22 protein-coding genes are annotated in these 23025 nt (G+C 72.6%); 11 read left to right on the forward strand and 11 right to left on the reverse strand.

All coding sequences use genetic code 11. From position 1 onward, the window contains the following. The first annotated feature begins 32 nt into the window (after positions 1–32). Positions 33–1415 (forward strand): aminotransferase class V-fold PLP-dependent enzyme, encoded by a 1383-nt coding sequence (locus AB0K65_RS22055; RefSeq protein ID WP_365719015.1) that lies wholly within the window; start codon positions 33–35, stop codon positions 1413–1415. Between the two features lie 178 nt (positions 1416–1593). Here the strand turns inward: AB0K65_RS22055 and AB0K65_RS22060 are convergent, their stop codons facing one another. Beyond that, positions 1594–2568, reverse strand: coding sequence for a carbohydrate kinase family protein (locus AB0K65_RS22060; RefSeq protein ID WP_365719017.1), 975 nt, complete (start codon positions 2566–2568; stop codon positions 1594–1596). A gap of 133 nt (positions 2569–2701) precedes the next feature. Here AB0K65_RS22060 and AB0K65_RS22065 point away from each other — a divergent pair, with 133 nt between their 5' ends. Then, positions 2702–2908, forward strand: coding sequence for a hypothetical protein (locus AB0K65_RS22065; protein ID WP_365719019.1), 207 nt, complete (start codon positions 2702–2704; stop codon positions 2906–2908). A gap of 76 nt (positions 2909–2984) precedes the next feature. Next, complete coding sequence (locus tag AB0K65_RS22070; RefSeq protein WP_365719021.1) at positions 2985–4403, forward strand: hypothetical protein; 1419 nt, start codon at positions 2985–2987, stop codon at positions 4401–4403. A gap of 89 nt (positions 4404–4492) precedes the next feature. On the opposite strand, the gene AB0K65_RS22075 is transcribed toward AB0K65_RS22070, so the two are convergent. Next, entirely contained in the window at positions 4493–4849 is a 357-nt protein-coding gene (locus tag AB0K65_RS22075) for an iron-sulfur cluster assembly accessory protein (protein ID WP_018848827.1), read from the reverse strand. A gap of 263 nt (positions 4850–5112) precedes the next feature. On the opposite strand from AB0K65_RS22075, the gene nadA reads away from it, so the two are divergent. Further along, entirely contained in the window at positions 5113–6294 is a 1182-nt protein-coding gene (gene nadA, locus AB0K65_RS22080) for a quinolinate synthase NadA (RefSeq protein ID WP_365719023.1), read from the forward strand. A gap of 115 nt (positions 6295–6409) precedes the next feature. Here the strand turns inward: nadA and AB0K65_RS22085 are convergent, their stop codons facing one another. The 5 genes from AB0K65_RS22085 to AB0K65_RS22105 form a co-directional block, all read right to left on the reverse strand. Further along, positions 6410–9577: an efflux RND transporter permease subunit gene (locus AB0K65_RS22085; RefSeq protein WP_365719025.1), complete on the reverse strand. Its 3168-nt coding sequence runs from the start codon at positions 9575–9577 to the stop codon at positions 6410–6412. Positions 9578–9762: 185 nt separating this feature from the next. Continuing rightward, positions 9763–10455: a response regulator transcription factor gene (locus AB0K65_RS22090; RefSeq protein WP_365719027.1), complete on the reverse strand. Its 693-nt coding sequence runs from the start codon at positions 10453–10455 to the stop codon at positions 9763–9765. Continuing rightward, entirely contained in the window at positions 10452–11681 is a 1230-nt protein-coding gene (locus AB0K65_RS22095) for a sensor histidine kinase (protein ID WP_365719029.1), read from the reverse strand. The genes AB0K65_RS22090 and AB0K65_RS22095 overlap by 4 nt, the downstream gene beginning before the upstream one ends. Positions 11682–11821: 140 nt before the next feature. Further along, on the reverse strand, positions 11822–12100 hold the full coding sequence (locus AB0K65_RS22100; protein WP_365719031.1) for a hypothetical protein: 279 nt from the start codon (positions 12098–12100) through the stop codon (positions 11822–11824). A gap of 38 nt (positions 12101–12138) precedes the next feature. Continuing rightward, positions 12139–12936 carry a PspA/IM30 family protein gene (locus AB0K65_RS22105; RefSeq protein WP_365719033.1) on the reverse strand — a complete coding sequence of 266 codons (798 nt, stop codon included), beginning with the start codon at positions 12934–12936 and terminating at the stop codon, positions 12139–12141. Between the two features lie 272 nt (positions 12937–13208). Here AB0K65_RS22105 and AB0K65_RS22110 point away from each other — a divergent pair, with 272 nt between their 5' ends. After that, positions 13209–13805 (forward strand): DUF3043 domain-containing protein, encoded by a 597-nt coding sequence (locus tag AB0K65_RS22110; protein ID WP_365719035.1) that lies wholly within the window; start codon positions 13209–13211, stop codon positions 13803–13805. Between the two features lie 35 nt (positions 13806–13840). Continuing rightward, positions 13841–14617, forward strand: a complete 777-nt coding sequence (locus tag AB0K65_RS22115) for a methyltransferase domain-containing protein (protein ID WP_365719094.1) — start codon at positions 13841–13843, stop codon at positions 14615–14617. Between the two features lie 81 nt (positions 14618–14698). Here the strand turns inward: AB0K65_RS22115 and AB0K65_RS22120 are convergent, their stop codons facing one another. Next, positions 14699–14905, reverse strand: coding sequence for a hypothetical protein (locus tag AB0K65_RS22120; protein ID WP_365719037.1), 207 nt, complete (start codon positions 14903–14905; stop codon positions 14699–14701). Between the two features lie 90 nt (positions 14906–14995). Here AB0K65_RS22120 and AB0K65_RS22125 point away from each other — a divergent pair, with 90 nt between their 5' ends. The 4 genes from AB0K65_RS22125 (at position 14996) to AB0K65_RS22140 (ending at position 19935) form a co-directional block, all read left to right on the forward strand. After that, complete coding sequence (locus AB0K65_RS22125) at positions 14996–16198, forward strand: bifunctional adenosylcobinamide kinase/adenosylcobinamide-phosphate guanylyltransferase (protein WP_365719039.1); 1203 nt, start codon at positions 14996–14998, stop codon at positions 16196–16198. 44 nt (positions 16199–16242) lie between these two features. Then, positions 16243–17331 (forward strand): nicotinate-nucleotide--dimethylbenzimidazole phosphoribosyltransferase, encoded by a 1089-nt coding sequence (gene cobT, locus AB0K65_RS22130; protein WP_365719041.1) that lies wholly within the window; start codon positions 16243–16245, stop codon positions 17329–17331. A gap of 97 nt (positions 17332–17428) precedes the next feature. Then, entirely contained in the window at positions 17429–19228 is a 1800-nt protein-coding gene (locus AB0K65_RS22135) for a phosphatidylglycerol lysyltransferase domain-containing protein (protein ID WP_365719043.1), read from the forward strand. Next, positions 19225–19935 carry a hypothetical protein gene (locus AB0K65_RS22140; RefSeq protein WP_365719045.1) on the forward strand — a complete coding sequence of 237 codons (711 nt, stop codon included), beginning with the start codon at positions 19225–19227 and terminating at the stop codon, positions 19933–19935. Before AB0K65_RS22135 ends, AB0K65_RS22140 begins: the two co-directional genes overlap by 4 nt. On the opposite strand, the gene AB0K65_RS22145 is transcribed toward AB0K65_RS22140, so the two are convergent. Continuing rightward, positions 19875–20639, reverse strand: a complete 765-nt coding sequence (locus tag AB0K65_RS22145) for a hypothetical protein (protein ID WP_365719047.1) — start codon at positions 20637–20639, stop codon at positions 19875–19877. The two genes, AB0K65_RS22140 and AB0K65_RS22145, sit on opposite strands and share 61 nt — an antisense overlap. Positions 20640–20664: 25 nt before the next feature. Between AB0K65_RS22145 and cobS the strand changes: the two genes are divergently transcribed. Then, a complete protein-coding gene (gene cobS, locus AB0K65_RS22150; RefSeq protein WP_365719096.1) occupies positions 20665–21486 on the forward strand; it encodes an adenosylcobinamide-GDP ribazoletransferase in 822 nt (273 codons plus the stop codon). A 98-nt stretch (positions 21487–21584) separates the two neighbouring features. On the opposite strand, the gene AB0K65_RS22155 is transcribed toward cobS, so the two are convergent. Beyond that, positions 21585–22391, reverse strand: a complete 807-nt coding sequence (locus AB0K65_RS22155; RefSeq protein ID WP_365719049.1) for an endo alpha-1,4 polygalactosaminidase — start codon at positions 22389–22391, stop codon at positions 21585–21587. Continuing rightward, positions 22388–23005, reverse strand: a complete 618-nt coding sequence (locus tag AB0K65_RS22160) for a spherulation-specific family 4 protein (RefSeq protein ID WP_365719051.1) — start codon at positions 23003–23005, stop codon at positions 22388–22390. Before AB0K65_RS22160 ends, AB0K65_RS22155 begins: the two co-directional genes overlap by 4 nt. Positions 23006–23025 lie beyond the last annotated feature (20 nt).

Genomic DNA, 23025 nt, shown 5'->3' on the forward strand with positions numbered 1-23025 from the left:
GGGCTCATACGGCGGGGCTCTACCGTGGACGGGTGCCCTACTTCGACGCCGCGTCCGCCGCCCCCCTGCACCCCGTCGCCCGCCAGGCGCTGCTTGCCTCCCTCGACGAGGGCTGGGCCGATCCGGCCCGGCTCTACCGCGAGGGGCGGCGGGCCCGGCTGCTGCTCGACGCGGCGCGGGAGGCCGCGGCCGAGGCGGTGGGCTGCCGTCCGGACGAGCTGGTGTTCACTCCTTCGGGGACGCACGCGGTTCACTCGGGAATTTCCGGAGCGCTCGCGGGGCGTCGGCGTGTCGGGAACCGGCTCGTGGTGTCGGCGGTCGAGCACTCCTCGGTGCTGCACGCGGCCGAGGCGCACGCGGGGGCCGGCGGCACGGTGACCGAGGTGCCGGTCGGCCGCTCGGGTGCGGTGGAGGCCGGGGCCTTCGCGGCGTCCCTGGAGGCGGGGACCGCCCTGGCCTGCCTGCAGTCCGCCAACCACGAGGTAGGGACGGTCCAGCCGGTGGCCGAGGTCGCCGAGGCGTGCCGGGCGGCGGGAGTGCCGCTGTTCGTGGACGCGGCGCAGTCGCTGGGCTGGGGGCCGGTCGAGGGCGACTGGTCGCTGCTGGCGGCGAGCGCGCACAAGTGGGGCGGTCCGGCGGGGGTCGGTCTGCTCGTCGTGCGCAAGGGGGTGCGGTTCGCCGTGCGGGGGCCGGCGGACGAACGGGAGTCGGGGCGGGCGGCCGGCTTCGAGAACCTTCCGGCGATCGTGGCGGCGGCCGCCTCGCTGCGGGCGGTGCGCGCGGAGGCGGAGGCCGAGGGGGCGCGGCTGCGCGGTCTCGTGGACCGGATCCGCGGCCGCGTGGCGGAGCTGGTTCCGGACGTGGAGGTGGTGGGCGATCCGGTGCGGCGGCTCCCGCACCTCGTCACCTTCTCCTGTCTGTATGTCGACGGGGAGACCCTGCTGCACGAGCTGGACCGGGAGGGCTTCTCCGTGTCGTCGGGTTCGTCGTGCACGAGTGCGACCCTCACCCCCAGCCACGTGCTGCGGGCGATGGGGGTGCTGAGCGAGGGCAACGTCCGGGTGTCCCTGCCCGCCGGTACGCCTTCGGATGAGGTGGACCGCTTCCTGGAGGTGCTGCCGGGGGTGGTCGGGGCGGTACGGGAGCGGCTCGGCGCCCCGGAGCCCGCGGCCTCGGCGGGCGGGGCGGACTCCCTCGTGGTGGACGCCCTGGGCAGGCGCTGCCCGATCCCGGTCATCGAGCTGGCGAAGGTGATCGGCGACGTCCCGGTGGGCGGCACGGTGACCGTCCTCGCCGACGACGAGGCGGCCCGGCTCGACATCCCGGCCTGGTGCGAGATGCGCGGGCAGGAGTACCTGGGCGAGGAGCCCTCCCCGAAGGGCGGCACGGCCTACCGGGTGCGGCGGGTGGCCTAGGGCGGGGTCGCGACGCACCGCCGGGGCCGGGCGTCGCAGGGACGGGGTCGCGACATCCCGCCGGGGCCGGACGCCGCGGGGCGTGGTGGCGCCGCAGGGCGTGGTGGCGCCGCAGGGCGTGGTGGCGCCGAGGGGCCCGCGTGGTGCGGGCCCCGCGGCGGGGCCGGAGCCCTCCGGCTCAGGCCAGGTGCGCCTGGACCTCGGCGCCGGCCTCGTGGCCGTACGCCTTGACGAACCGCTCCATGAAGTTGGCGCGGCGCAGCGTGTACTCCTGGGTGCCGAGGGTCTCGATCACCAGCGTGGCGAGCATGCAGCCGACCTGGGCCGCGCGCTCCAGGCCGACGCCCCAGGACAGGCCGGTGAGGAAGCCGGCGCGGAACGCGTCGCCGACGCCGGTCGGGTCGACCTTGGCGTCCTCCTCCGGGCAGCCGACCTCGATGACCGGCTCGCCCGCGCGCTCGATGCGCACGCCGCGCGACCCGAGGGTGGTGACCCGGTGGCCGACGCGGCCGAGGATCTCGTCGTCGCTCCAGCCCGTCTTCGACTCGATGAGGCCCTTCTCGTACTCGTTGGAGAAGAGGTAGGTCGCGCCGTCGAGGAGGGTGCGGATCTCGGCGCCGTCCATGCGGGCGATCTGCTGCGAGAAGTCGGCGGCGAAGGCGATGCCGCGCGTCTTGCACTCCTCGGTGTGGCGGAGCATCGCCTCGGGGTCGTCGGCGCCGATCAGCACGAGGTCCAGGCCGCCGACCCGGTCGGCGACGGCCTTCAGCTCGATCTGCCGGGCCTCGCTCATGGCGCCGGTGTAGAAGGAGCCGATCTGGTTGTGGTCCTTGTCCGTGGTGCAGACGAACCGGGCGGTGTGCAGGACCTCGGAGATCCGCACGGAGCCGGTGTCGACGCCGTGGCGGTCCAGCCAGGCGCGGTACTCGTCGAAGTCGTAGCCGGCCGCTCCCACCAGGATCGGGTGGCCGCCGAGCTGGCCCATGCCGAAGCAGATGTTCGGGCCGACACCTCCCCTGCGGATGTCGAGGTTGTCGACGAGGAAGGAGAGGGAGACCGTGTGCAGCTGGTCCGCGACGAGCTGGTCTGCGAACCGGCCGGGGAAGGTCATCAGGTGGTCGGTGGCGATGGAGCCGGTGACTGCGATACGCACGGCTGGGCGCTCCTGCGGGACGGAGTGGCGTTGACAGTTCACGCTACCGGGCCGGAGGCCCCCCTGCCGAACAGTGGAAACTACCCCAGAGTAGGGCTTTTCACCGAAGCCGTACCGTGCGTACGGTGCGCGTATGTCCACGCACCCCGCTCCCCGGGAGCATCAGGAGTCCGAGTTCAGCCTCGCCCAGCTGCGCGGCGACAGCGCGCGGATGGCCCCGCACTGGGTGGTCCCGGCGACCGCGGCGGCCGATCCGGTCTCCCCTTCGCTGATCCACGGTGTCGTCGTCCCGCCCGCCTCGGCCCGGCTGATCGCCGCCACGTCCGAGTACGGCGGCTGAGGACGGAACCGGCCGCTCCCCTCTTCCGTCCCATCGGTGTCTTCGACAGGATTCCGGCGGGACGAAGGAGTATGCGGTGAGCGGTACGGAGAACCCGCGACGGAAGCGTACGGCGCCGTTGGTCGCCTCGGTGACGGCGGGAGTGCTGCTGATCGGCGGCGGCGGCGTGTACGTCGCCACGACGGCGTCGGACGGCGGTGCCGGCGGTACGAGGAGCAGCTCCGCCCCTCCCCCGCCCCTGCACCTCGACGCCAAGGGCGGCACCGGCGGCGACGGCCCCGGCATCGCGCCCGGCGAGCCGGACCCGAACGACGGCGGAGCCGTCTACAAGGCCAAGGGCCCACTCCCCAAGGGGCCCTCCTCGGCCGCAGTCCACCGGCCCGAGGGCCGGGTCACCTCGGCGGAGGTGACCCGGCTGGCCACGGCACTCGGCATCGCGGGCGCCCCGAGGCTGGAGGGCGCGGTCTGGAAGATCGCGCCGGAGAAGGACGGGTCGGGGCTGCGGCTCGACGTGTCCGCCGAGGCCCCGGGCAGCTGGACGGTCTCGCGGTACGACGGCGGGCCGGCCGGGGACACCTGCCTGAAGGGCAGGGCGTGCCCGCCCCCGGGCGAGCCGAAGCCGCCGCGCGGCGGCACTGCGGTGAGCGAGGCGGCGGCGAAGGCCGCGGCCGCGCCCGTCCTGAAGGCGATCGGGCAGAGCGACGCCGCGGTGGACGCGTCCCAGGTGATGAACGGGTCGGTACGGGTGGTCAACGCCGATCCGGTCGTGGGCGGGCTGCCGACGTACGGCTGGTCGACCGGGATCCATATCGGCCCCGACGGCACGCCGGTGGCGGGCAGCGGACACCTGAAGGAGCCCTCGAAGGACGACACCTATCCGGTGCTCGGGGCGACCGGGGCGCTGGAGGAGCTGAACAAGGCGTCCGCCGGCGGTCGGATCGGGATCGGCGGGTGCGCCAGCGACCCGCCGGCGACGGCGGACGGCCCGGCGGCGACGTGCGAGCCGGACGCCGAGCCACGGGAGCTGTCCGTGACCGGCGCGGTCTTCGGTCTCGCCTCTCAGTTCGTGAACGAGAAGCGGGTGCTCGTGCCGTCGTGGCTCTTCCGGGTCGAGCCGCAGGGCGGCGGCACGCCCTACACCGTCGTCCAGACGGCGGTGGCTCCGGAGCATCTGGCTCCGCCGGTGAAGCCGTCCGCGCCCCCCGCCCCCGACGAGGGCACGGCGCCCGCGCGCCGCATCGAGTCGTACCGGACCGACAGCACCGGCACCGCGCTGGCGGTCACCTTCTGGGGCGGGGTGTGCAGCACCTACACGGTCTCGGCGGACCAGGGGCCCGGCAAGGTCTCGGTGCGGGTGAGCGAGCGGCCGAGCGACCCGGACCGGGTGTGCGTCGCCATGGCGGTGGAGGTGACGAAGACGGTGACGCTCACCCAGCCGCTCGGTGCCCGGTCGGTCATGGACGCGGCGAGCGGGGAGCCCGTCCCCCGGAAGTAGGTTCGCGGCCCTGCGAGGCCGGTGGACGCGCGAAGGCGGCCGCCCGGATGACCGGGTGGCCGCCTTCGCGCGTGTGGCGCCCTGGGGGCTTAGCTGAACGAGTCGCCGCAGGCGCAGGAGCCCGTGGCGTTCGGGTTGTCGATGGTGAAGCCCTGCTTCTCGATGGTGTCGACGAAGTCGATGGAGGCGCCGCCGAGGTAGGGGGCGCTCATGCGGTCGGTGACGACCTTGACGCCGTCGAAGTCCTTGACGACGTCACCGTCGAGCGAACGCTCGTCGAAGAAGAGCTGGTAACGCAGGCCGGAGCAGCCGCCGGGCTGAACGGCGACGCGCAGAGCCAGATCGTCGCGGCCTTCCTGGTCGAGCAGGGCCTTGACCTTGGCCGCGGCGGCGTCAGACAGGAGGATGCCGTCGCTGACAGTGGTCTTCTCGTCCGATACGGACATCTGCTTCTCTCCCGGGTTGTACGGAGACTGCTTGCCGACGGTTGCAACCGGCGGGGCCCCGGATTCATTCCGGTTGGAGCCCGAGTCTTTCCCCTTCATGCTCGCACACCGGCTCGGGTACCGGAACGCACCAGGAGAGGGGGTGCGGCGCGGACTTTCGTCACATCGACACTATGGACATCGTCAAAGTGACGTGAACCGGTTATCATAGATAGTGTCATTTAGACGAAAAGGCCCGCTCGCAGACTCGCAGACAAGAAAGGGTGCGTGACGTGACCACCGCCCAGCCCCTGGACGTCCAGCCGACGCCGCTCGCCCTCCTGCTGCTCGGCCGCGAGGCCGACCCCAGGAGCGAGCGCGGCGTGGAGTGCCCCGGCGACCTGCCGTCGCCCTCCGACCCCGACCTGGTGGAGCGTGCGCGCGCCGCGAAGGAGAAGCTCGGGGACAAGGTCTTCGTCCTCGGCCATCACTACCAGCGCGACGAGGTCATCCAGTTCGCGGACGTCACCGGCGACTCGTTCAAGCTCGCCCGCGACGCGGCCGCGCGCCCGGAGGCGGAGTACATCGTCTTCTGCGGTGTGCACTTCATGGCCGAGTCCGCCGACATCCTCACCACCGACGACCAGAAGGTCGTCCTGCCGGACCTGGCGGCGGGCTGCTCGATGGCGGACATGGCCACCGCCGAACAGGTCGCGGAGTGCTGGGACGTACTGACCGAGGCCGGCGTCGCCGAGCAGGTCGTCCCCGTCTCGTACATGAACTCGTCGGCCGACATCAAGGCCTTCACCGGCAAGCACGGCGGCACGATCTGCACCTCGTCCAACGCCAAGCGCGCGCTCGACTGGGCGTTCGAGCAGGGCGAGAAGGTGCTCTTCCTGCCCGACCAGCACCTGGGCCGCAACACCGCCGTCCGTGAGATGGGCATGTCGCTGGAGGACTGCGTCCTCTACAACCCGCACAAGCCCAACGGCGGCCTGACCGTTGAGGAGCTGCGCGCCGCCAAGATGATCCTGTGGCGGGGTCACTGCTCGGTGCACGGCCGGTTCTCGCTGGACTCGGTGAACGACGTGCGCGAGCGGATCCCGGGCGTGAACGTCCTCGTCCACCCGGAGTGCAAGCACGAGGTCGTGGCGGCCGCCGACTACGTCGGCTCCACGGAGTACATCATCAAGACCCTGGAGGCGGCCCCGGCCGGCTCGAAGTGGGCCATCGGCACGGAGCTGAACCTGGTTCGCCGCGTCGCCGCCGCGCACCCGGACAAGGAGGTCGTCTTCCTCGACAAGACGGTCTGCTTCTGCTCGACGATGAACCGGATCGACCTGCCGCACCTGGTGTGGGCGCTCGAGTCGCTGGCCGACGGCAAGCTGGTCAACCGCATCGAGGTCGACAAGGAGACCGAGAGCTTCGCCAAGCTGGCCCTGGAGCGGATGCTCGCCCTGCCGTAACCCCCGCGCGTCCGCGTCCCCGGCAGCGGCCGGTGGAGGACCGGAATCCCGCACGGCACCGCCGAAGGGCGCCCCGCGAACCGCGGGGCGCCCTTCGGCCTTGTGCGTGCCGGGCTCAGATGTCCAGCTTGTCGAGCTTGTCGAGCAGGGTCGCGTCCCCGGGGGTCACGTCCGGCTGCTCGGGGTCGCCCGAGGAGCCCTCCCGCTTCGCGGCCTTCTTCGCCTTCTTCTCGGCCTTCCTCTTCGCGCGGCGCTCCTTGCGCAGCTCGACCATCGCGTAGAGCGTCGGGACGAGCAGCAGGGTGAGCAGCGTCGAGGTGATCAGACCGCCGATCACGACCACCGCGAGCGGCTGGGCGATGAAGCCGCCCTCGCCCGTGATGCCGAGCGCCATCGGGAGCAGGGCGAAGATCGTCGCCAGAGCCGTCATGAGGATCGGGCGCAGTCGGTGGCGGCCGCCCTCGACGACCGCCTCGACGATCCCCAGGCCCTGGGCCCGGTACTGGTTGATCAGATCGATCAGGACGATCGCGTTGGTGACCACGATGCCGATCAGCATCAGCATGCCGATCATCGCCGGGACGCCCATCGCGGTGCCGGTGACCACCAGCAGACCGATCGCGCCGGTCGCCGCGAACGGGATCGACACCAGCAGGATCAGCGGCTGGATCAGCGACCGGAAGGTCGCCACCAGGAGCATGAAGACGATCGCGATCGCCGCGAGCATCGCCAGGCCCAGATTGGCGAACGCCTCGGACTGGTCCTCGGAGACTCCGCCGATGGAGGCGGTCGCGCCCTCCGGGAGGTCGAGCGCGCTGATCTTCGACTGGAGCTCCGTGCTCACCGCTCCGGTGTTGTCACCGGTGGGCTTGGCCGTGATCGTGGCGGCCCGCGAGCCGTCGATCCGGGTCATCGAGACCGGACCCGGGACCAGCTTCACCTCGGCGATGTCGCCGAGCTTGACCGGTCCGAGCGGAAGCGCCTTGAGCTCGGCCATGGTGGTGGCCCGCCGCGCGGAGGTGAGGACGACGTCCCGCTCGGTCTCGTCGAGGATCGCCTTGCCGGCGGGGGTGCCGCGGACCGCCTGCGCGACGGCCATGCCGAGGGTCGTGTCGTCGAAACCGAGGTCCGCCGCCTTCGCGTTGGCCTTGACGGAGATCCGCGGCACGGACTGCGACAGGTCGCTCTGGACGTCGGTGACGTCGTCGAGCTCGGCGACCTCGGCCTTGACCGCTTCGGACGCCTTCCTCAGGGTGTCGGCGTCGGATGCCTTGACCACCACGCTCAGGTCCTGGCTGCCGAAGCCGTCGCCCGCCGCGATCGTCGTGTCGCCGATGCCGTCGAGGCCGCCCAGCGCCTCGTCGATCGCGTCACGGGTCTTCTCGTACGACGCCGAGTCCTCCAGCGTGACCTGGTACGAGGCCTGGTTGGCGCCGGTGCCGCCGCCGAAGGCGGCCATGAAGCCCGAGGAGCCGACCGTGACCTGGTAGTCCTTCACCCCGTCGGTGGTGGACAGGACCTTCTCCACCTTCTTCGCGGCCTCGTCGGCCGCCGCGAGGCTGGTGCCCGGAGCGAGCTCCTGCCTGATGCTCAGGACCTCCTGCTCGCCCTGGTCGAAGAAGTTGGTCTTAAGGAGCGGGGCCATGCCGAAGGTGCCGACCAGGACCACGATCGCGATCGCCACGCTGGTGAGACGGCGCCGGGTCGCGAAGCGCAGGACCGGGACGTACAGGCGCTGCAGCCGGCTCCGGTCCTCCTTCTCCTCCGCGCGGCGCCGGGCCTCGTCCGGGTCCTCCGACGTGCCCTTGGGGGCGCGCAGGAACCAGTACGAGAGGACCGGGACGACGGTGAGGGAGACGAGGAGCGAGGCGAGCAGGGCCGCGGTGACGGTCAGGCTGAACGAGCCGAACAGCTCGCCGACCATGCCGCCGACCAGACCGATCGGGAGGAAGACCGCGACGGTGGTGAGCGTGGAGGAGGTCACGGCGCCCGCGACCTCGCGGACCGCCGTGAGGATCGCCGACTGGCGCTCCTCGCCGTAGCCGAGGTGCCGCTTGATGTTCTCCAGGACCACGATCGAGTCGTCGACGACCCGGCCGATGGCGATGGTGAGGGCGCCCAGCGTCAGCATGTTGAGCGACAGGTCGCGGGTCCACAGCACGATCAGGGCCAGGACGACCGAGAGCGGGATGGAGACCGCGGTGACCAGGGTGGAACGGATCGAGGCGAGGAAGACCAGGATCACCAGGACGGCCATGACGAGGCCGAGCGCGCCCTCGGTGGTCAGACCGGAGATCGACTTGGAGACGGCGGGTCCCTGGTCGGAGACGACGGTCAGCTCGGCGCCCGCGCCGAGGTCCTCGCGCAGCCCGGGGAGCTTGTCCTGGACCGCCTCGGAGATGGCGACGGCGCTGCCGTCGTTGTCCATCGTGGCCATCACGGCGAGGCTGGGCTTGCCGTCGGTACGGGTGATGGAGACCCGCGAGGACTCCTCCTGCTTCACGGACGCCACGTCGCCGAGGCGGACCGCCTTGCCCTTCTCGGGCTTGATCCGCAGGTCCTGGATCTGCTGGAGCGAGGTGAAGCCGCCGCCCACCTGGACCGTGCGGCTCTTGCCGGCCTCGGAGAACGAGCCGGCCGGGACGGTGCCGCCGCCCGAGCGGATGGCCTCCGCGAGCTTCATGGCGCTGAGGCCGGCCTTGGCGAGCTTGGCGTCGTCGGGGGTGACGGAGACCTGGAGGTCCTGGACGCCGTCGACGGAGACCTGGCCGACGCCGTCGATGTCCTCCAGGGCCGGGACGACGGTCCGCTCCAGCTGGTCGGCGAGCGCCTGCTGGTCCTTGTCCGAGGTGACGGCGAGGACGACCGTCGGGATGTCGTCGGTCGAGCCGGCGACGACCTGCGGGTCGACTCCGTCCGGCAGCGCCACGCGCGCCCGGTTCACGGCCTGCTGGACGTCGGCGACGAGCTGCTTGGTGCCCTCGTCGCCGTAGTCGAAGGTCGCCATGATGACGGCGTTGCCCTCGGAGGCGGTGGACGTGATGCCCGTGATGCCGTCGACGGCCTTCAGAGTGTTCTCGAGCGGCTCGACCACCTGCTTCTCGACCACGTCGGGGGACGCGCCCTGGTACGGGGCCAGCACCGAGACCATCGGAAGTTCGATCGAGGGCAGCAGCTGCTGCTTCAGCTGCGGTATCGCGATCGCTCCGAAGACGATGGCGACGATGGACATCAGCCCTATCAGGGCCCGTTGCGCGAGGCTGAATCTGGACAGCCAGGACATGGGGTCTCTCTTCTGTGGCGTGCTCGGCGGTTCTGTGGCGTGCTCGGCGGGTCCGAGGCGCACTCGGCGGGCGCGGAGGAAGGCCCGACCTACACCATCAGCCATGAGAAGGGCCGGGTCCTCGCCCCCCGGGCCCAAATCCTTATGCCGCGCATACCGCGCCTGGAGTACGCCGGGGTACTCCTTCACTCCACCCTCGGACGTACCAGACCCGACTCGTAGGCCGTGACCACCAGCTGGGCCCGGTCGCGGGCACCGAGTTTGGCCATGGTCCGGTTGACATGCGTCTTGACCGTGAGAGGGCTGACTTCGAGGCGCTCGGCGATCTCGTCGTTGGAGTGGCCGCCGCCGACGAGGACGAGCACCTCCCGTTCGCGGGTGGTGAGGGCGGCCAGGCGCTCGGAGTACGACGCCGGCTCCGCACCGTCTCCCGGGTCCGAACTCCCGCCCTGTGCCAGGAACCTGGCGATCAGCCCTTTGGTCGCGACGGGCGAGAGCAGCGCCTCGCCGGCGGCGGCGATCCGGATGGCGTTGAGCAGTTCCTCCGGTTCCGCCCCCTTTCCGAGGAAGCCGGAGGCGCCGGCCCGGAGCGACCGCACGACGTACTCGTCGACTTCGAAGGTGGTCAGCATGACGATCCGGACGGCGGACAGCTCCGGGTCGGCGGTGATCATGCGGGTGGCGGCCAGGCCGTCCGTACCAGGCATCCGGATGTCCATCAGGACGACGTCGGCCTTCTCGGAGCGTGCGAGGGCGACGGCCTCGGCCCCGTCGGCGGCCTCGGCGACGACCTCCATGTCGGGCTCGGAGTCCACCAGCACCCTGAACGCGCTGCGGAGCAGTGCCTGGTCGTCGGCGAGCAGTACCCGGATCGTCATGTGTCCTCCCCCGTACGGGCCGTGGTGGGCAGTATCGCCTGGACGCGGAAGCCGCCGCCGTAGCGGGGCGCGGCGGTCAGGGTGCCGCCGAGGGCGGTGACCCGCTCCCGCATGCCGAGCAGCCCGTGGCCTCCGGTGTCCGTGGCGGCCGCCGCGGGCTGGGGGGTGCCGTTGTCGAGGACGGTGATCTCGACGGTCCTGCCGACCCGCACCACGCTCACCTCCGCCCTGGCCGCCGGTCCCGCGTGCTTGCGCACGTTGGTCAGGGCCTCCTGGATGATCCGGTACGCGGCGAGGTCGACGGCCGAGGGCAGGGCGGCGCCGTCGTCGGTGCGGGCCACCTCGACGGGAAGACCGGCGTGCCGGAAGGTGTCGAGCAGCTCGTCGAGGACGGCGAGGCCGGGGGCGGGCTCGGTGGGTGCCTCCGGGTCGCCGGACTGGCGCAGCAGACCGACGGTGGCGCGCAGCTCGTTCAGGGCGGAGCGGCTGGCCTCGCGCACGTGCGCGAGGGCTTCCTTGGCCTGGTCGGGGCGCTTGTCCATGACGTGGGCGGCGACGCCGGCCTGGACGTTGACCAGCGCGATGTGGTGGGCGACGACGTCGTGGAGGTCGCGGGCGATCCGGAGGCGCTCCTCGGCGACCCGGCGCCGGGCCTCCTCCTCGCGGGTCCGTTCGGCGCGTTCGGCCCGCTCGCGGATGGCGTCGACGAAGGCGCGGCGGCTGCGGACGGCGTCCCCGGCGGCCGCGGCCATGCCCGTCCAGGCGAAGACGCCCAGGTTCTCCTGGGCGTACCAGGGCGTCGGCCCGAAGAGCATCGCAGCGCCGGTCAGCACGCCCATGGTGGCGAGGCCGACGCGCCAGGTGGTGGGGCGGTCGGTCCGGGCGGCGACGGTGTAGAGCGCGACGACGGCGGCCATGGCGACGGGGGCCGGGTTGTCGTCACCGATCAGTTCGACGAGGGTGACGGCGCCGGTGAAGACCAGGACGCCGAGGGGTTCGCGGCGGCGCAGGACCAGCGCGGCGGCGGCGAGCAGCATGAGCAGCACGCTGGTGGTGTCGGGGGTGCGGTCGCCGAAGGTCGGGCCGTTGGGGCTGCCGTGCGGGTCGGCGAAGGAGCCGGTGACCATGCACACGAGCACGGCCAGGGCGAGGCCGGCGTCGAAGGCGAGGGGGTGCGCCCGCAGCCAGTGCCGGCCGCGCGAGAACCCGCTGTCGAGGGAGGTCACATCGGGCAACGGTACGGGGTGGGACGCGCCGGTGCCCCGCCCCCCGGCGAGGGGGACGGGGCACCGTCGGTGTCGGAGTGCCGGGCGCCCGGGGCGGCGGGCTCGCCGGCCCGGGAGCGGACCGCCGTCGGCCGTCGGCGTCAGCCGGGGATCAGGCCGTCGTCGGAGAGCATCTGGCGGACCTCTTCGAGGGTCGCGTCCGGCGACGGCAGGATCAGCTCGGACGGTTCGAGGGCGTCGTCGGCGAGGGGGTCGCCGAGGGTGCGCACCGCGTCGAGGAGAGCGGAGAGGGTGCGCCGGAAGCCCGAACCGTCACCCGACTCCATCTCGGCCAGCAGCTCGTCGTCGAGTCTGTTCAGCTCGGCGAAGTGGCTGTCGGCCAGCTTCCACTGGCCCTCCCCCATGATCCGTACGATCATGACGCGCCTTCCTTACAGGGCTCGTTGGCCGCGACTCGTCACTGCTTGTCGAAGCGGGGGTGGGACTGCTGCTGGTCCTGCGGGGCGGTGGCCCCGGCGCCTCCCTCGATCGCCTGCTGCGAGGCCGAGGAGCCTCCCGCCAGCTCCGCCTTCATCCGCTGGAGCTCCAGCTCGACGTCCGTGCCGCCCGACAGCCGGTCCAGCTCCGCCTGGATGTCGTCCTTCGCCAGTCCGGACTGGTCGTCGAGCGCGCCCGAGGCGAGCAGCTCGTCGATCGCCCCGGCCCGGGCCTGGAGCTGGGCCGTCTTGTCCTCGGCGCGCTGGATCGCCACGCCGACGTCGCTCATCTCCTCCGAGATACCGGAGAAGGACTCGGCGATCCGGGTCTGCGCCTGTGCCGCCGTGTAGGTCGCCTTGATGGTCTCCTTCTTCGTGCGGAAGGCGTCGACCTTGGCCTGCAGTCGCTGCGCGGCCAGGGTGAGCTTCTCCTCCTCGCCCTGCAGCGTCTGGTGCTGCACCTCGAGGTCGCTCACCTGCTGCTGGAGGGCCGCCCGGCGGGACAGCGCCTCGCGGGCCAGGTCCTCGCGGCCGAGCGCCAGCGCCTTGCGGCCCTGGTCCTCCAGCTTGGCGGACTGGCCCTGGAGCTGGTTCAGCTGCAGTTCGAGGCGCTTGCGGGAGGTCGCCACGTCGGCGACGCCCCGGCGGACCTTCTGCAGCAGCTCCAGCTGTTTCTGGTAGGAGTAATCGAGGGTCTCGCGCGGATCCTCGGCCCGGTCAAGGGCCTTGTTTGCCTTCGCGCGGAAGATCATCCCCATACGCTTCATGACACCGCTCATGGGCTTCGCGCGCCCCCTTCTGACGGACTCGGCTCAAGCACTCCAACAGGATCCACAGTACGGTCCCTGTCTCCATTACCGCACTGTTCGGGGCCGGATGTGCTCCTCCCCAAGGACGACTGCGGGCGGGCCCTCTCCGGCCCAGGGTGTAGACGGCTCTCAGGGAAACCCGCGCATGTCGTGCCGTACGTACCCCCACAGACGCAGCCCGTTAGCGGATCGTTCCCGGCGGGGCTGGGGTCCATGCTTCCCACCACGTACCCTTGGGTTTTGTGTTCCGTAGCCGTTCCAAGGAAGAGAAGGCCCCCACCGATCAGGTGACGGCGGACCTCTCCAAGCAGCCCCGCGACCCGCAGGCCCCCAAGGGCCGCCCGACCCCGAAGCGGAGCGACGCGCAGACCCAGCGCCGTCGTGCCGCGACGGTGCCGACCGACCGCAAGGAGGCCGCCAAGCGCCAGCGCGAAGCGCGCCGCTCCGACCTGGCTCGTCAGCGCGAGGCGCTGGCCAGCGGTGACGAGCGTTATCTGCCGGCCCGAGACAAGGGTCCGGTCCGCCGCTTCGTGCGCGACTTCGTCGACTCGCGCTTCGCCATCGCGGAGTTCTTCCTGCCGATGGCCGTGGTGATCCTCGTCCTGTCGATGATCCGCGTCCCGTCGCTGCAGAACATCTCCCTGCTGCTCTGGCTCGGTGTGATCGTCATGATCGTCATCGACTCGATCGGCATCTGGCTGCGGCTGAGGAAGCAGCTGAACGAGCGCTTCCCGAACGAGTCCAAGCGCGGCGCCGTGGCCTACGGCCTGATGCGCACGCTCCAGATGCGCCGACTGCGGCTGCCGAAGCCGCAGGTCAAGCGCGGAGAGCGGCCCTGAGCGGCGAAAGCTCCGGATCCGGCACCGGCGGCCCCCTGCTGCCCGCCGTCTCCCCGTGGCCGGCCGGCCACGGGGGTCTGCGCGAGACCGTCCGGCAGGAGTTGATCGCGCGCCAGCTCGACGAGCAGATAGCCGCCCGCTACCCCGTGGGGCAGCGGCTGCGGATCCTGGACGCGGGCATGGGCCAAGGCACCCAGGCGCTCCGGCTGGCCAGGGCCGGGCACACCGTGACCGGCCTGGAGGCCGATCCGGAGCTGCTCAAGGCCGCCCGTGACGCGCTGGCCACCGAACCGGCCGGGATCCGTGAGCGGGTCCGGCTGGTCGAGGGCGACGGCCGCGAGACCGGGGTGCACTTCCTGCCGGGCAGCTTCGACGTCGTGCTCTGCCACGGCGTCCTCATGTACGCGGACGCACCGGACGCGCTCCTGGCCGGCCTGGCCCGGATGCTGGCGCCCGGGGGCCTGCTGTCCCTGGTCGTACGGAACGCGGAGGCGCTGGCCATGCGGCCGGGGCTCGCCGGGGACTGGACGGGCGCGCTGACCGGCTTCGAGTCGGACGTGTACACCGACCACAACGGGCTGAAGGTGCGCGCCGACCGGCTCGACGCGCTGACGTCGACGCTCGCGGGGATCGCGGCGCCGCTGCACGCCTGGTACGGCGTGCGGGTCTTCACCGACGGTCTGCCGGGCGAGGTGGGACTGCCGGCCGCCGAGGAGCTGGAACGCCTCCTGGCCGCGGAGGACCGCGCGGGCCGGACGGAACCGTACCGCCGGGTCGCGGCGCTGCTGCACCTGTGCGGGGTCAGGGGTTAGAGCGGGGGTTCCCCCGCGCGGCCGGGGGCCGGGCGTCGAGGGGCGGGGCGTTCGTACCCGTGGCCCCGCCCCCCGTGGGCCCTAGCCCTCCGCGTTCAAGGGCATCGGGCCGTAGATCTTCGTACCGTCCTCGGAGAGGGTGACCTGGTCCGCGCCGCCCTCGAGGAGGTCCTTCCAGTACTCACCGAGCCAGGACTCGGCGTCTCCCTGAGTGGTGAACTCCTCCGGCGTCAACGCCGGCTGGACCTCCGTGCCGTCGGACTTCTCGAACCGCCACGTCCATGCCATGTCCGCCTCCTGGGCTCACCGGATGATCGGTTTCCTGCCCGCAGCGTAGCCGGGCGCGCACCCTTCGGGGTGACGCGGGAGGATCAGGGGGTGGAACTGACTCTGCTCGGCACCGGCGCCCCCCTCGGGCTGCCCCGCCCCGACTGCCCTTGCGCCGTGTGCGCGACCGCCCGTGGCCCGCTGGCGCGGGCGGCCACCGCCTTGCTCGTGGACGGGGCGCTGCTGCTCGATCTGACGCCGGGGGCCGCGCTGGCCGCCGCCCGGTCCGGGCATTCGCTCGTCGGCGTACGGCAGGTGCTGCTGACGCATCCGCACGACGGACCGGCCGTGGAGGTGCCGGCCGGGCTGCCCGCGGCGGGGAGGGTGCCGGACGGACGGGAGTTGACGCTGATCAGCGGGCACCGGGTGCGGGCGGTCCCGATGGACTCGCCCGGCACGGGGTACGAGGTGACGTCCCTGGACGGCGAACGGCTGCTGTACCTGCCGCCCGGCGGCGCCCCCTCCGGGCTGCCGGAGGACCACGGGACCGCGTACGACATGGTCGTCGCGGACGTCACCGGCCGGCCCGACGCGCTGGCCAGGCTGCGGGCGACCGGGGCGGTGACGGCGCGCACCGAGGTCGTCGCCGTGCACCTGGACCACGACGTGCCCTCGGGGGCCGAGCTGGACCGGAGGCTCGCGGCGGCCGGCGCGCGGGCGGTGCCGGACGGGACGACCCTCTACGTCGGCGAGTACCACGAGGTGCCCGAGGTGCCGCGCCGCACGCTGGTGACCGGCGGGGCCCGTTCGGGCAAGTCGGTGGAGGCGGAGCGGCGTCTGGAGTCGTTCCCCGACGTGGTGTACGTGGCGACCGGCGGCCGGCGCGAGGGGGATCCGGAGTGGGCGCAGCGGGTGCACCTGCACCGGGAGCGGCGGCCGCACTCCTGGCGGACGGTGGAGACCTGCGACCTCGCGCCCCTCCTGGAGGAGGAGGGCCCGCCGCTGCTGATCGACTGTCTGTCCCTGTGGCTGACGGACGCCATGGACCGGGCGGAGGCCTGGGACGACGAGCGGTGGGAGCACGGCGGGCAGCAGGAGCTGCGGAAGCGGATCGCGGAGTTGGTGGCGGCGGTGCGGGCGACCTCTCGTACGGTCGTGGCCGTGACGAACGAGGTGGGCTCGGGTGTCGTGCCGGCCACCGCGTCGGGGCGCCGCTTCCGGGACGAGCTCGGCCGGTTGAACGCGGCCTTCGGGGACGAGTGCGAGCAGGTGCTCCTCGTCGCCGCGGGACAGGCCCTGGTGCTGCGCGGGTAGGGTGCGATCACCGATGGCCACCGCCGACGTCACGAGGAAGAGCCTTGAACCTGGACGACTTCTCCGATCTGATCGAGCGCCCCGACGGGGGGATACGGCGTGACGCCGAGGAGCGCCGGGAGCGGCTGATCGTGCCGCCCGGCGCGCTCGGCCGGCTCGACGAGCTGGGCGAGTGGCTGTCGGCGGCGCAGGGTTCGGTGACGGTACGGGCGATCGAGCAGCCCCGGGTGGTGCTCTTCGCGGGGGATCACGGGGTGGCCTCGCTCGGGGTGTCGGGCCGTCCGGCCGGGACCGCGTACGAGCTGGTCCGCGCGGTGCTCGACGGCGCGAGCCCGGTGGCGGTCCTCGCCCGCAGGGCGGACGTGCCGGTGCGGGTGGTGGACGCGGCGCTGGACTGCGACCCGGAGCTGCTGCCCGCCGAGGTGGTACGGCACCGGGTGAGGCGCGGCAGCGGCCGGATCGACGTGGAGAACGCGCTGACCGCCGAGGAGGCGGCCGCGGCCGTCGCTCTCGGTGTGGCGATCGCCGACGAGGAGGCCGACTCGGGCACGGACCTGGTCGTCCTCGGAGACCTCAGCGTCGGGGGGACGACCCCGGCGGCCACGCTGGTCGCGGCGCTGTGCGGCACGGACGCCTCGGTGGTCACCGGCCGTGGCGGCGCGGGCATCGACGATCTGGCGTGGATGCGCAAGTGCGCGGCGGTGCGGGACGCCCTGCGGCGGGCCCGGCCGGTCCTGGGCGACCAGGTCGAGCTGCTCGCCGCGGTGGGCGGGGCGGACCTGGCGGCGATGACCGGGTTCCTGCTGCAGAGCGCGGTGCGGCGGATGCCGGTGATCCTGGACGGTGTGGTGGGGGCGGCCTGTGCGCTGGTGGCGCAGCGGGCGGCGTTCCGGGCGCCGGACTGGTGGCTGGCCGGTCAGGTGAGCGGGGAGCCGGCGCAGTCCAAGGCGCTGGACCGGATGGCGCTCAACCCTTTGCTCGACCACGGCGTCACTGTGGGCGAGGGAACCGGGGCGTTGCTCGCTCTTCCCCTCGTCCAGGCCGCGGCCGCACTGGCCGCCGAGCTGCCCGAGCAGCCGGAACTGACCATTCCGGACCAGCCCGCGGCGGGCACCGCGGACGAGGAGAACTGAGACCGATCACGGCACCGGACACGGCCCGTCCGCCACGCGCGGACGGCCGCGTCCGGCGACCGAGCATGACGAGCGATGCCCCATATGATCGCTTTTCATGGGAGAGGTCCGTTTGTCCATCGAAGGAGCGCCCGGGGGAACCGCCCGATCGCGGCGGGCTGCCGGGTTCGCGGTCTGGTATCTGCGCGCCGTCACGTTCGTCAACTTCCTGAGCGCCGTCTGGTTCTCGCTCGGCCAGGACCTCCGCCGGCACAACACGGACGACTACTTCACCCCGTACATGCTGACCGCGGGCTTCGCCTCGGGCGTCTTCACGCTCTTCCTGGCGATCACGATGCGGCGGCGCAAACGGGCCGCGTGGATCCTCAACATCGTCCTCAGCGGGCTCTTCCTGCTCCTCTTCGCCTTCGCGATGATCTTCCCGGAGATCCGGCAGCACGCCCAGAACTGGGTGTCCCTGGTCCTCACCGCGGCCTTCGTGCTCGCGCTGCTGCTCGGGCGCAAGGAGTTCTACGCCAAGGGCGACCGGTCCAACCCGCTGCTGGCCGCGGCGGTGGCGGCCGGCGGCCTCCTGGTCACCTCGCTGCTCGCCGCGGTCCTGGTCACCGTCACCGACACCTCCCCCTCCGACTCGACCTTCCTGGAACGCTGGCGGTACGGCGTCATGCGGCTCGTCACCCTGGCCTCCGACGGCTCCCGCTTCGACGGGATCGCCCCGCCCGGCTGGGTCGACGTCACCATCAACGTCCTGTCGACGCTGCTGCTGTTCGCCGTGCTCTTCGCCGCCTTCCGCTCCCGCCGCGCCGTCGACCCGCTCACCGAGGACGACGAGGACAAGCTGCGCGCCCTGCTCGACAAGCACGGCGACCGGGACTCGCTCGGCTACTTCGCACTGCGCCGCGAGAAGAGCGTCGTCTGGTCCCCCAGCGCGAAGGCCGCCGTCGCCTACCGGGTCGTCGGCGGCGTCTCGCTCGCCTCGGGCGACCCCATCGGCGACCCGGAGGCCTGGCCCGGCGCGATCGAACCGTGGCTGGCCGAGGCCCGGGAGCACGGCTGGATCCCCGCCGTCATGGGCGCGAGCGAGGAGGCCGGCACGATCTACGCCCGGCACGGCCTGGACGCGCTGGAGCTGGGCGACGAGGCGATCGTGGACACCGCCGAGTTCACCCTGGACGGCCGGGCCATGCGAACGGTCCGCCAGGCGTTCAACCGGGTCAAGCGGGCCGGGTACGAGGTCCGGATCCGGCGCCACGAGGACATCCCGGCCGACGAGATGGACGCGCTGCTCCGCAAGGCCGACGACTGGCGCGACGGGGCCACCGAGCGGGGCTTCTCGATGGCGCTCGGCCGCCTCGGGGACCCCCGCGACGGCCGGTGCGTGATGCTGGAGTGCAGGGACAGCGGCGCGGAGAAGGGCGCCGGCGAACTGCGGGCGGTGCTCTCCTTCGTCCCCTGGGGCCCGAAGGGCCTCTCGCTCGACCTGATGCGCCGGGACCGGGACGCCGAGAACGGCCTGATGGAGTTCATGGTCATCGAACTCCTGCAGCGCGCCCAGGAGATCGGGATCACCCAGGTCTCACTGAACTTCGCGATGTTCCGCTCCGTCTTCGAACGTGGCTCGAGGCTCGGGGCGGGACCCGTGCTGCGGATGTGGCGTTCGCTGCTCAGCTTCTTCTCCCGCTGGTGGCAGATCGAGTCGCTGTACCGCGCCAACGCCAAGTACCGACCGATCTGGGAGCCCCGCTTCATGCTCTTCGAAAAGAGCGCCGACCTGCTGCGCATCGGCCTCGCGGCAGGCCGCGCCGAAGGTTTCCTGGAGGCGCCCGGCCTCCTGGGGGTCCCCCCGGCCGGAGGCTGGGGGAGGGTGCGCCGCAAGCACCTGGAGGGCCGGCGGTGAGTCCCGCCCCGCGGCGCTTCGCCCGCCGCGAGTGGGGGCCGCTGTACACCGCCGTCCGGACGGCGCTCGTCACCCGGAGGTGGCGGGCGGCCCCGATGACCCTGGCCGCGGTCTGCCTCACGGCGCTCTTCCAGCTGACGCAGAACCAGCACTGGGGCTACCAGCCGGTGCAGGACATCGGTTCGGTGCGCGCCGAGGACCCGCTGTGGCTCGCCCTGGCGCGCACCCCCCTCTCGCTCTTCGTCCCCGCCCTCGACCTGCCGGTGTGGGGGGCGCTCGCGCAGATCCTGCTCGTCTTCGGCATCGCCGAGATCTGCCTGGGACGGCGGCGCACGCTCGCCCTGGCCTACACGGCGACCCTGGCCGGGACGCTGTACGCGCGGATCGGCATCGCCCTCGGCCCGGACTCCCCGCTCGGGCTGCCGGCCTCGGACGCGCGGGTCGTCGACACCGGCCCGTCGGCGGCGGTGGTCGGGCTCGCGGTCTTCGTGTGCTGGCGCTACCGGGCGTGGTGGACCGGGGCCCTCGTGATCGTCGCCATGGTGGTGGAGGTGCTGGTCAAGGAGAACCTCGCGGGCAAGGAACACCTTGCGGCGATCGCGGCCGTGCTCGTGATCGTGGCGCTCGGAGCGTGGCGGGAGCGCCGTCAGGACGAGTCGGAGCCGCGTCCCGGCACCCGCTCCTGGAAGCCCCCGATCAGGTCCTGACCCTTGCGCCGCACCTTGTCCCAGCGCCGGTCGTGCCGGTAGGTGCGCAGCCGGGAGCGGGCGCGGGCCTTGGGGCGGCGGGTGTAGGCCTTGCGTGACCACCAGGAGCCGGGGCGGGCGAGCCGTACCGCGCCGAAGAACGCGACGAACGGCACCAGGGTGCCGATGACGGCCATCCGGAACTTCCCCTTCATCAGGGCGACGAGGACGAAGAGGAAGTTCACCGCGAGGCTGAGGATGAAGGCGCCCCGGTTCTGGCGCTCGTCGGCGGTCAGGTCGTCGACACCGAGCGGCGAGAACCCGCCGAGGACCAGGACCACCAGAGCGGCCGTCAGGACGACCACCTCCACGCTCTTGCGCCCCTGATCGCTCCAGTAGACGTCGTCGAGATGGAGGATCAGGGCGAACTCGTCGAGGACGAGTCCCGCCCCGATCCCGAAGACGACGGCGAACACGACGGCGGCGGCGCCGTACCGGCCGCAGGCGACGGCGCCGAAGCCCCCGGCGACGGTGAGGACGACGCCGGGCACGACGTGGTGGATGTGGAGCCCGCCGGAGGAGACGTTGCCGAACGGCCCCTTCCCCGCCCGGATCATGCGGGTGACGATCCGGGTCGCCACGAAGGTCACCACGAAGGAGGTGAGGGCGATGAGCAGGGGAAGCTTGCCGGGCTCGACGATGTTGCGTGAGAACCAGTGACCCATGCCACCTGCTTCCGGTATGCGCGATATGCACGTCATGCGCAATTTACAAGGTGCGGCGCTGTTCTACGCTGCCCCGATGGACGGCCTGCGTTTCGCCTTCGGCACCCTGACGGTGCTTCCCACCCGCATCACCCGCTGGGACCGGGAGACGGCGCGCGCCGGCATGCTCTGGGCACCGCTCGCCGGGCTCGTGGTCGGTCTCTGCTCCGCCGCGCTCGGCGGAGCGTTCCTGCTGCTCGGCTCGGGCCCCCTGCTCGCGGCCGTCGTCTCGGCGGCGGTCCCCTCCCTCATGACGCGCGGCCTGCACCTGGACGGGCTCGCGGACACGGCCGACGGCCTGGGCAGCGCGAAGCCGGCCGAGGACGCGCTGCGGATCATGAAGCAGTCCGACATCGGGCCGTTCGGTGTGATCGTGCTGCTCTTCGTCCTGTTCGCCCAGGTCGCCGCCTTGTACCGGCTGTACGGGGAGGGCTGGGCCCAGGGCGCGGTGGCGGCCGCGCTCGCCGCGACCGTCGCCCGCCTCGCCCTCACCCACGCCTCCCGCACCGGCATACCGGCGGCCCGCCCCGAGGGCCTGGGCGCGATGGTCGCCTCCACCGTCCCGCCCCGCCCCGCGGCCCTGACCACGGCCCTCGTCCTGCTGGCCTGCGCCGGCGCCGGCGCGCTGTTCTCCCCGTACGACGCCCTCCGCCACGTCCTGGCCGCGGGGGCGGGCCTGGGGGTGGCGGCGTGGCTGCTGCGGCGGTGCGTGCGGAGGTTCGGAGGGGTGACCGGGGACGTGTTCGGGGCGGTGGAGGAGGTGGCGGGGACGGTGGCGCTGATGGGGCTGACGCTGGGCGTGCTCTGATCACTTCGCGACCGGCGGAAGGACGGCCTCCGGCGCGGGCGCCGAGCGGCCGGGCGGACGCCGTGCGACCCGCTCCGTCGTGACCCCCGCCGGAACCCTCAGCACGCCTCGCGCCACACCCCCAGCTCGTACCTCTTCCGCATCGAACTGAGACCGAGCTGCCGGGCCTTCGGGCAGAAGGCGTCCACCTCCACCTCGTACTCCACGTGGAAGACCGCCTTGCCGGCCTTCACGAACGGGGTCAGCCGGTCGCACTCGTCGTACTGCGCGCACTGTTCGTTGACCGCGAAGTCGAAGTCCGCGAGGAGCTCCGGGATCTGGTCCAGGTCGTTCTTCAGGCCCACCGCCAGGCCGCGGTCGTGGGCCAGTTTCGCGATCAGGCGGTTGTAGCGGAGCTGATCGGCGGCGGTCAGGGGGAAACCGGTGCGGTTCTCGTAGCCGTCCATGTTGTCCGGTTCGACCGCGTCGAAGCCCTTCGCCCGGCACATGTCGAGGCGTTCGGCCATCAGCGGGGCGAGCAGGTCCGTGCGGCGGATGTCGAGCCAGCGTTCGCCCTTCCAGCCGTTGCCCTCGCCGAGCAGGGACGCGGGGAACTCCGCCGCGTCGGGGCGGAAGTCCTCCCAGGCGCCGGTGGAGAGGTAGCAGATCACCTTCCGGCCGCGCGTGCGCAGGTCCCGCACGGTGGCCGCCGGGTGGTCGAAGCCGTCGATGTCGTACACGGGGACGTCGACGGCCGGGTCGAGGCGGCCGCTGAGCTGCCACTGCCAGGCGAGGCCGGGCTTCGGCTGCCAGCGTGCGGACGGGCGGCCGTCGTCCCGGGCGGACGGGCGGCCGTCGTCCGGCGCGCTCGTGCAGGCCGTCACCAGGAGCAGCAGGACGGCGAGGAGGACCGGCGGGCGCCTCATCGGGCGGGCTCCAGGAGGTGCGGGAGGGTGCCCCACGGGTGGGCCCCCGCGCCCGGGACCGCGCAGTGGACGCGGGTCGTCGGCAGGGCGTCCGCCGGGGCGGCGTAGACGAGGTGGCAGTAGTGGTCGGCGACGGGCAGGTCGAGCGTGCGGTAGAGGTCCCAGGGGCCCTCGAAGGTGACCAGCAGGTCGGCGACGTCGGCGTATCCGCGGTCGGGGTGGGCGCCGTGGTTGAGGACGACCGTCCGGGCGCCGGCCGCCCGCGCGGCGATGCCGAGGCGCCGGTAGTGCGCCAGGGCCTCGGGGCCGGTCGGCACCTGGTCCAGGAAGGCTCCGTCGGCCCCGTACCAGTCGCGGTGGCGCAGCAGTTCGGCCACGACCTCGCCGTGCGCCCGGCGGCCGTAGGCGGTGTCGGTGTAGCCGAGCACCCGCACCCCGGCCTCGCGGAGCCGTCCGGCGACGGCGGCGAAGGCGGGGTCGGGGGCCTGCCCGGCGCCGTCGGCGGGGTTCAGGACGACGCCGTAGAGCGCCGGCGCCGCCTCGATCACCGAGGTCCAGGCGTCGGGGCGTTCGGCCGGGTGTTCGTAGAAGGGGACCAGGAGGGAGGGGGTCACAAGGCGTTCCTCGCGGGTGT

Origin of the sequence: Streptomyces sp. NPDC053755, from assembly GCF_040677675.1 — a bacterium.
Classification (GTDB): Bacteria; Actinomycetota; Actinomycetes; order Streptomycetales; family Streptomycetaceae; genus Streptomyces.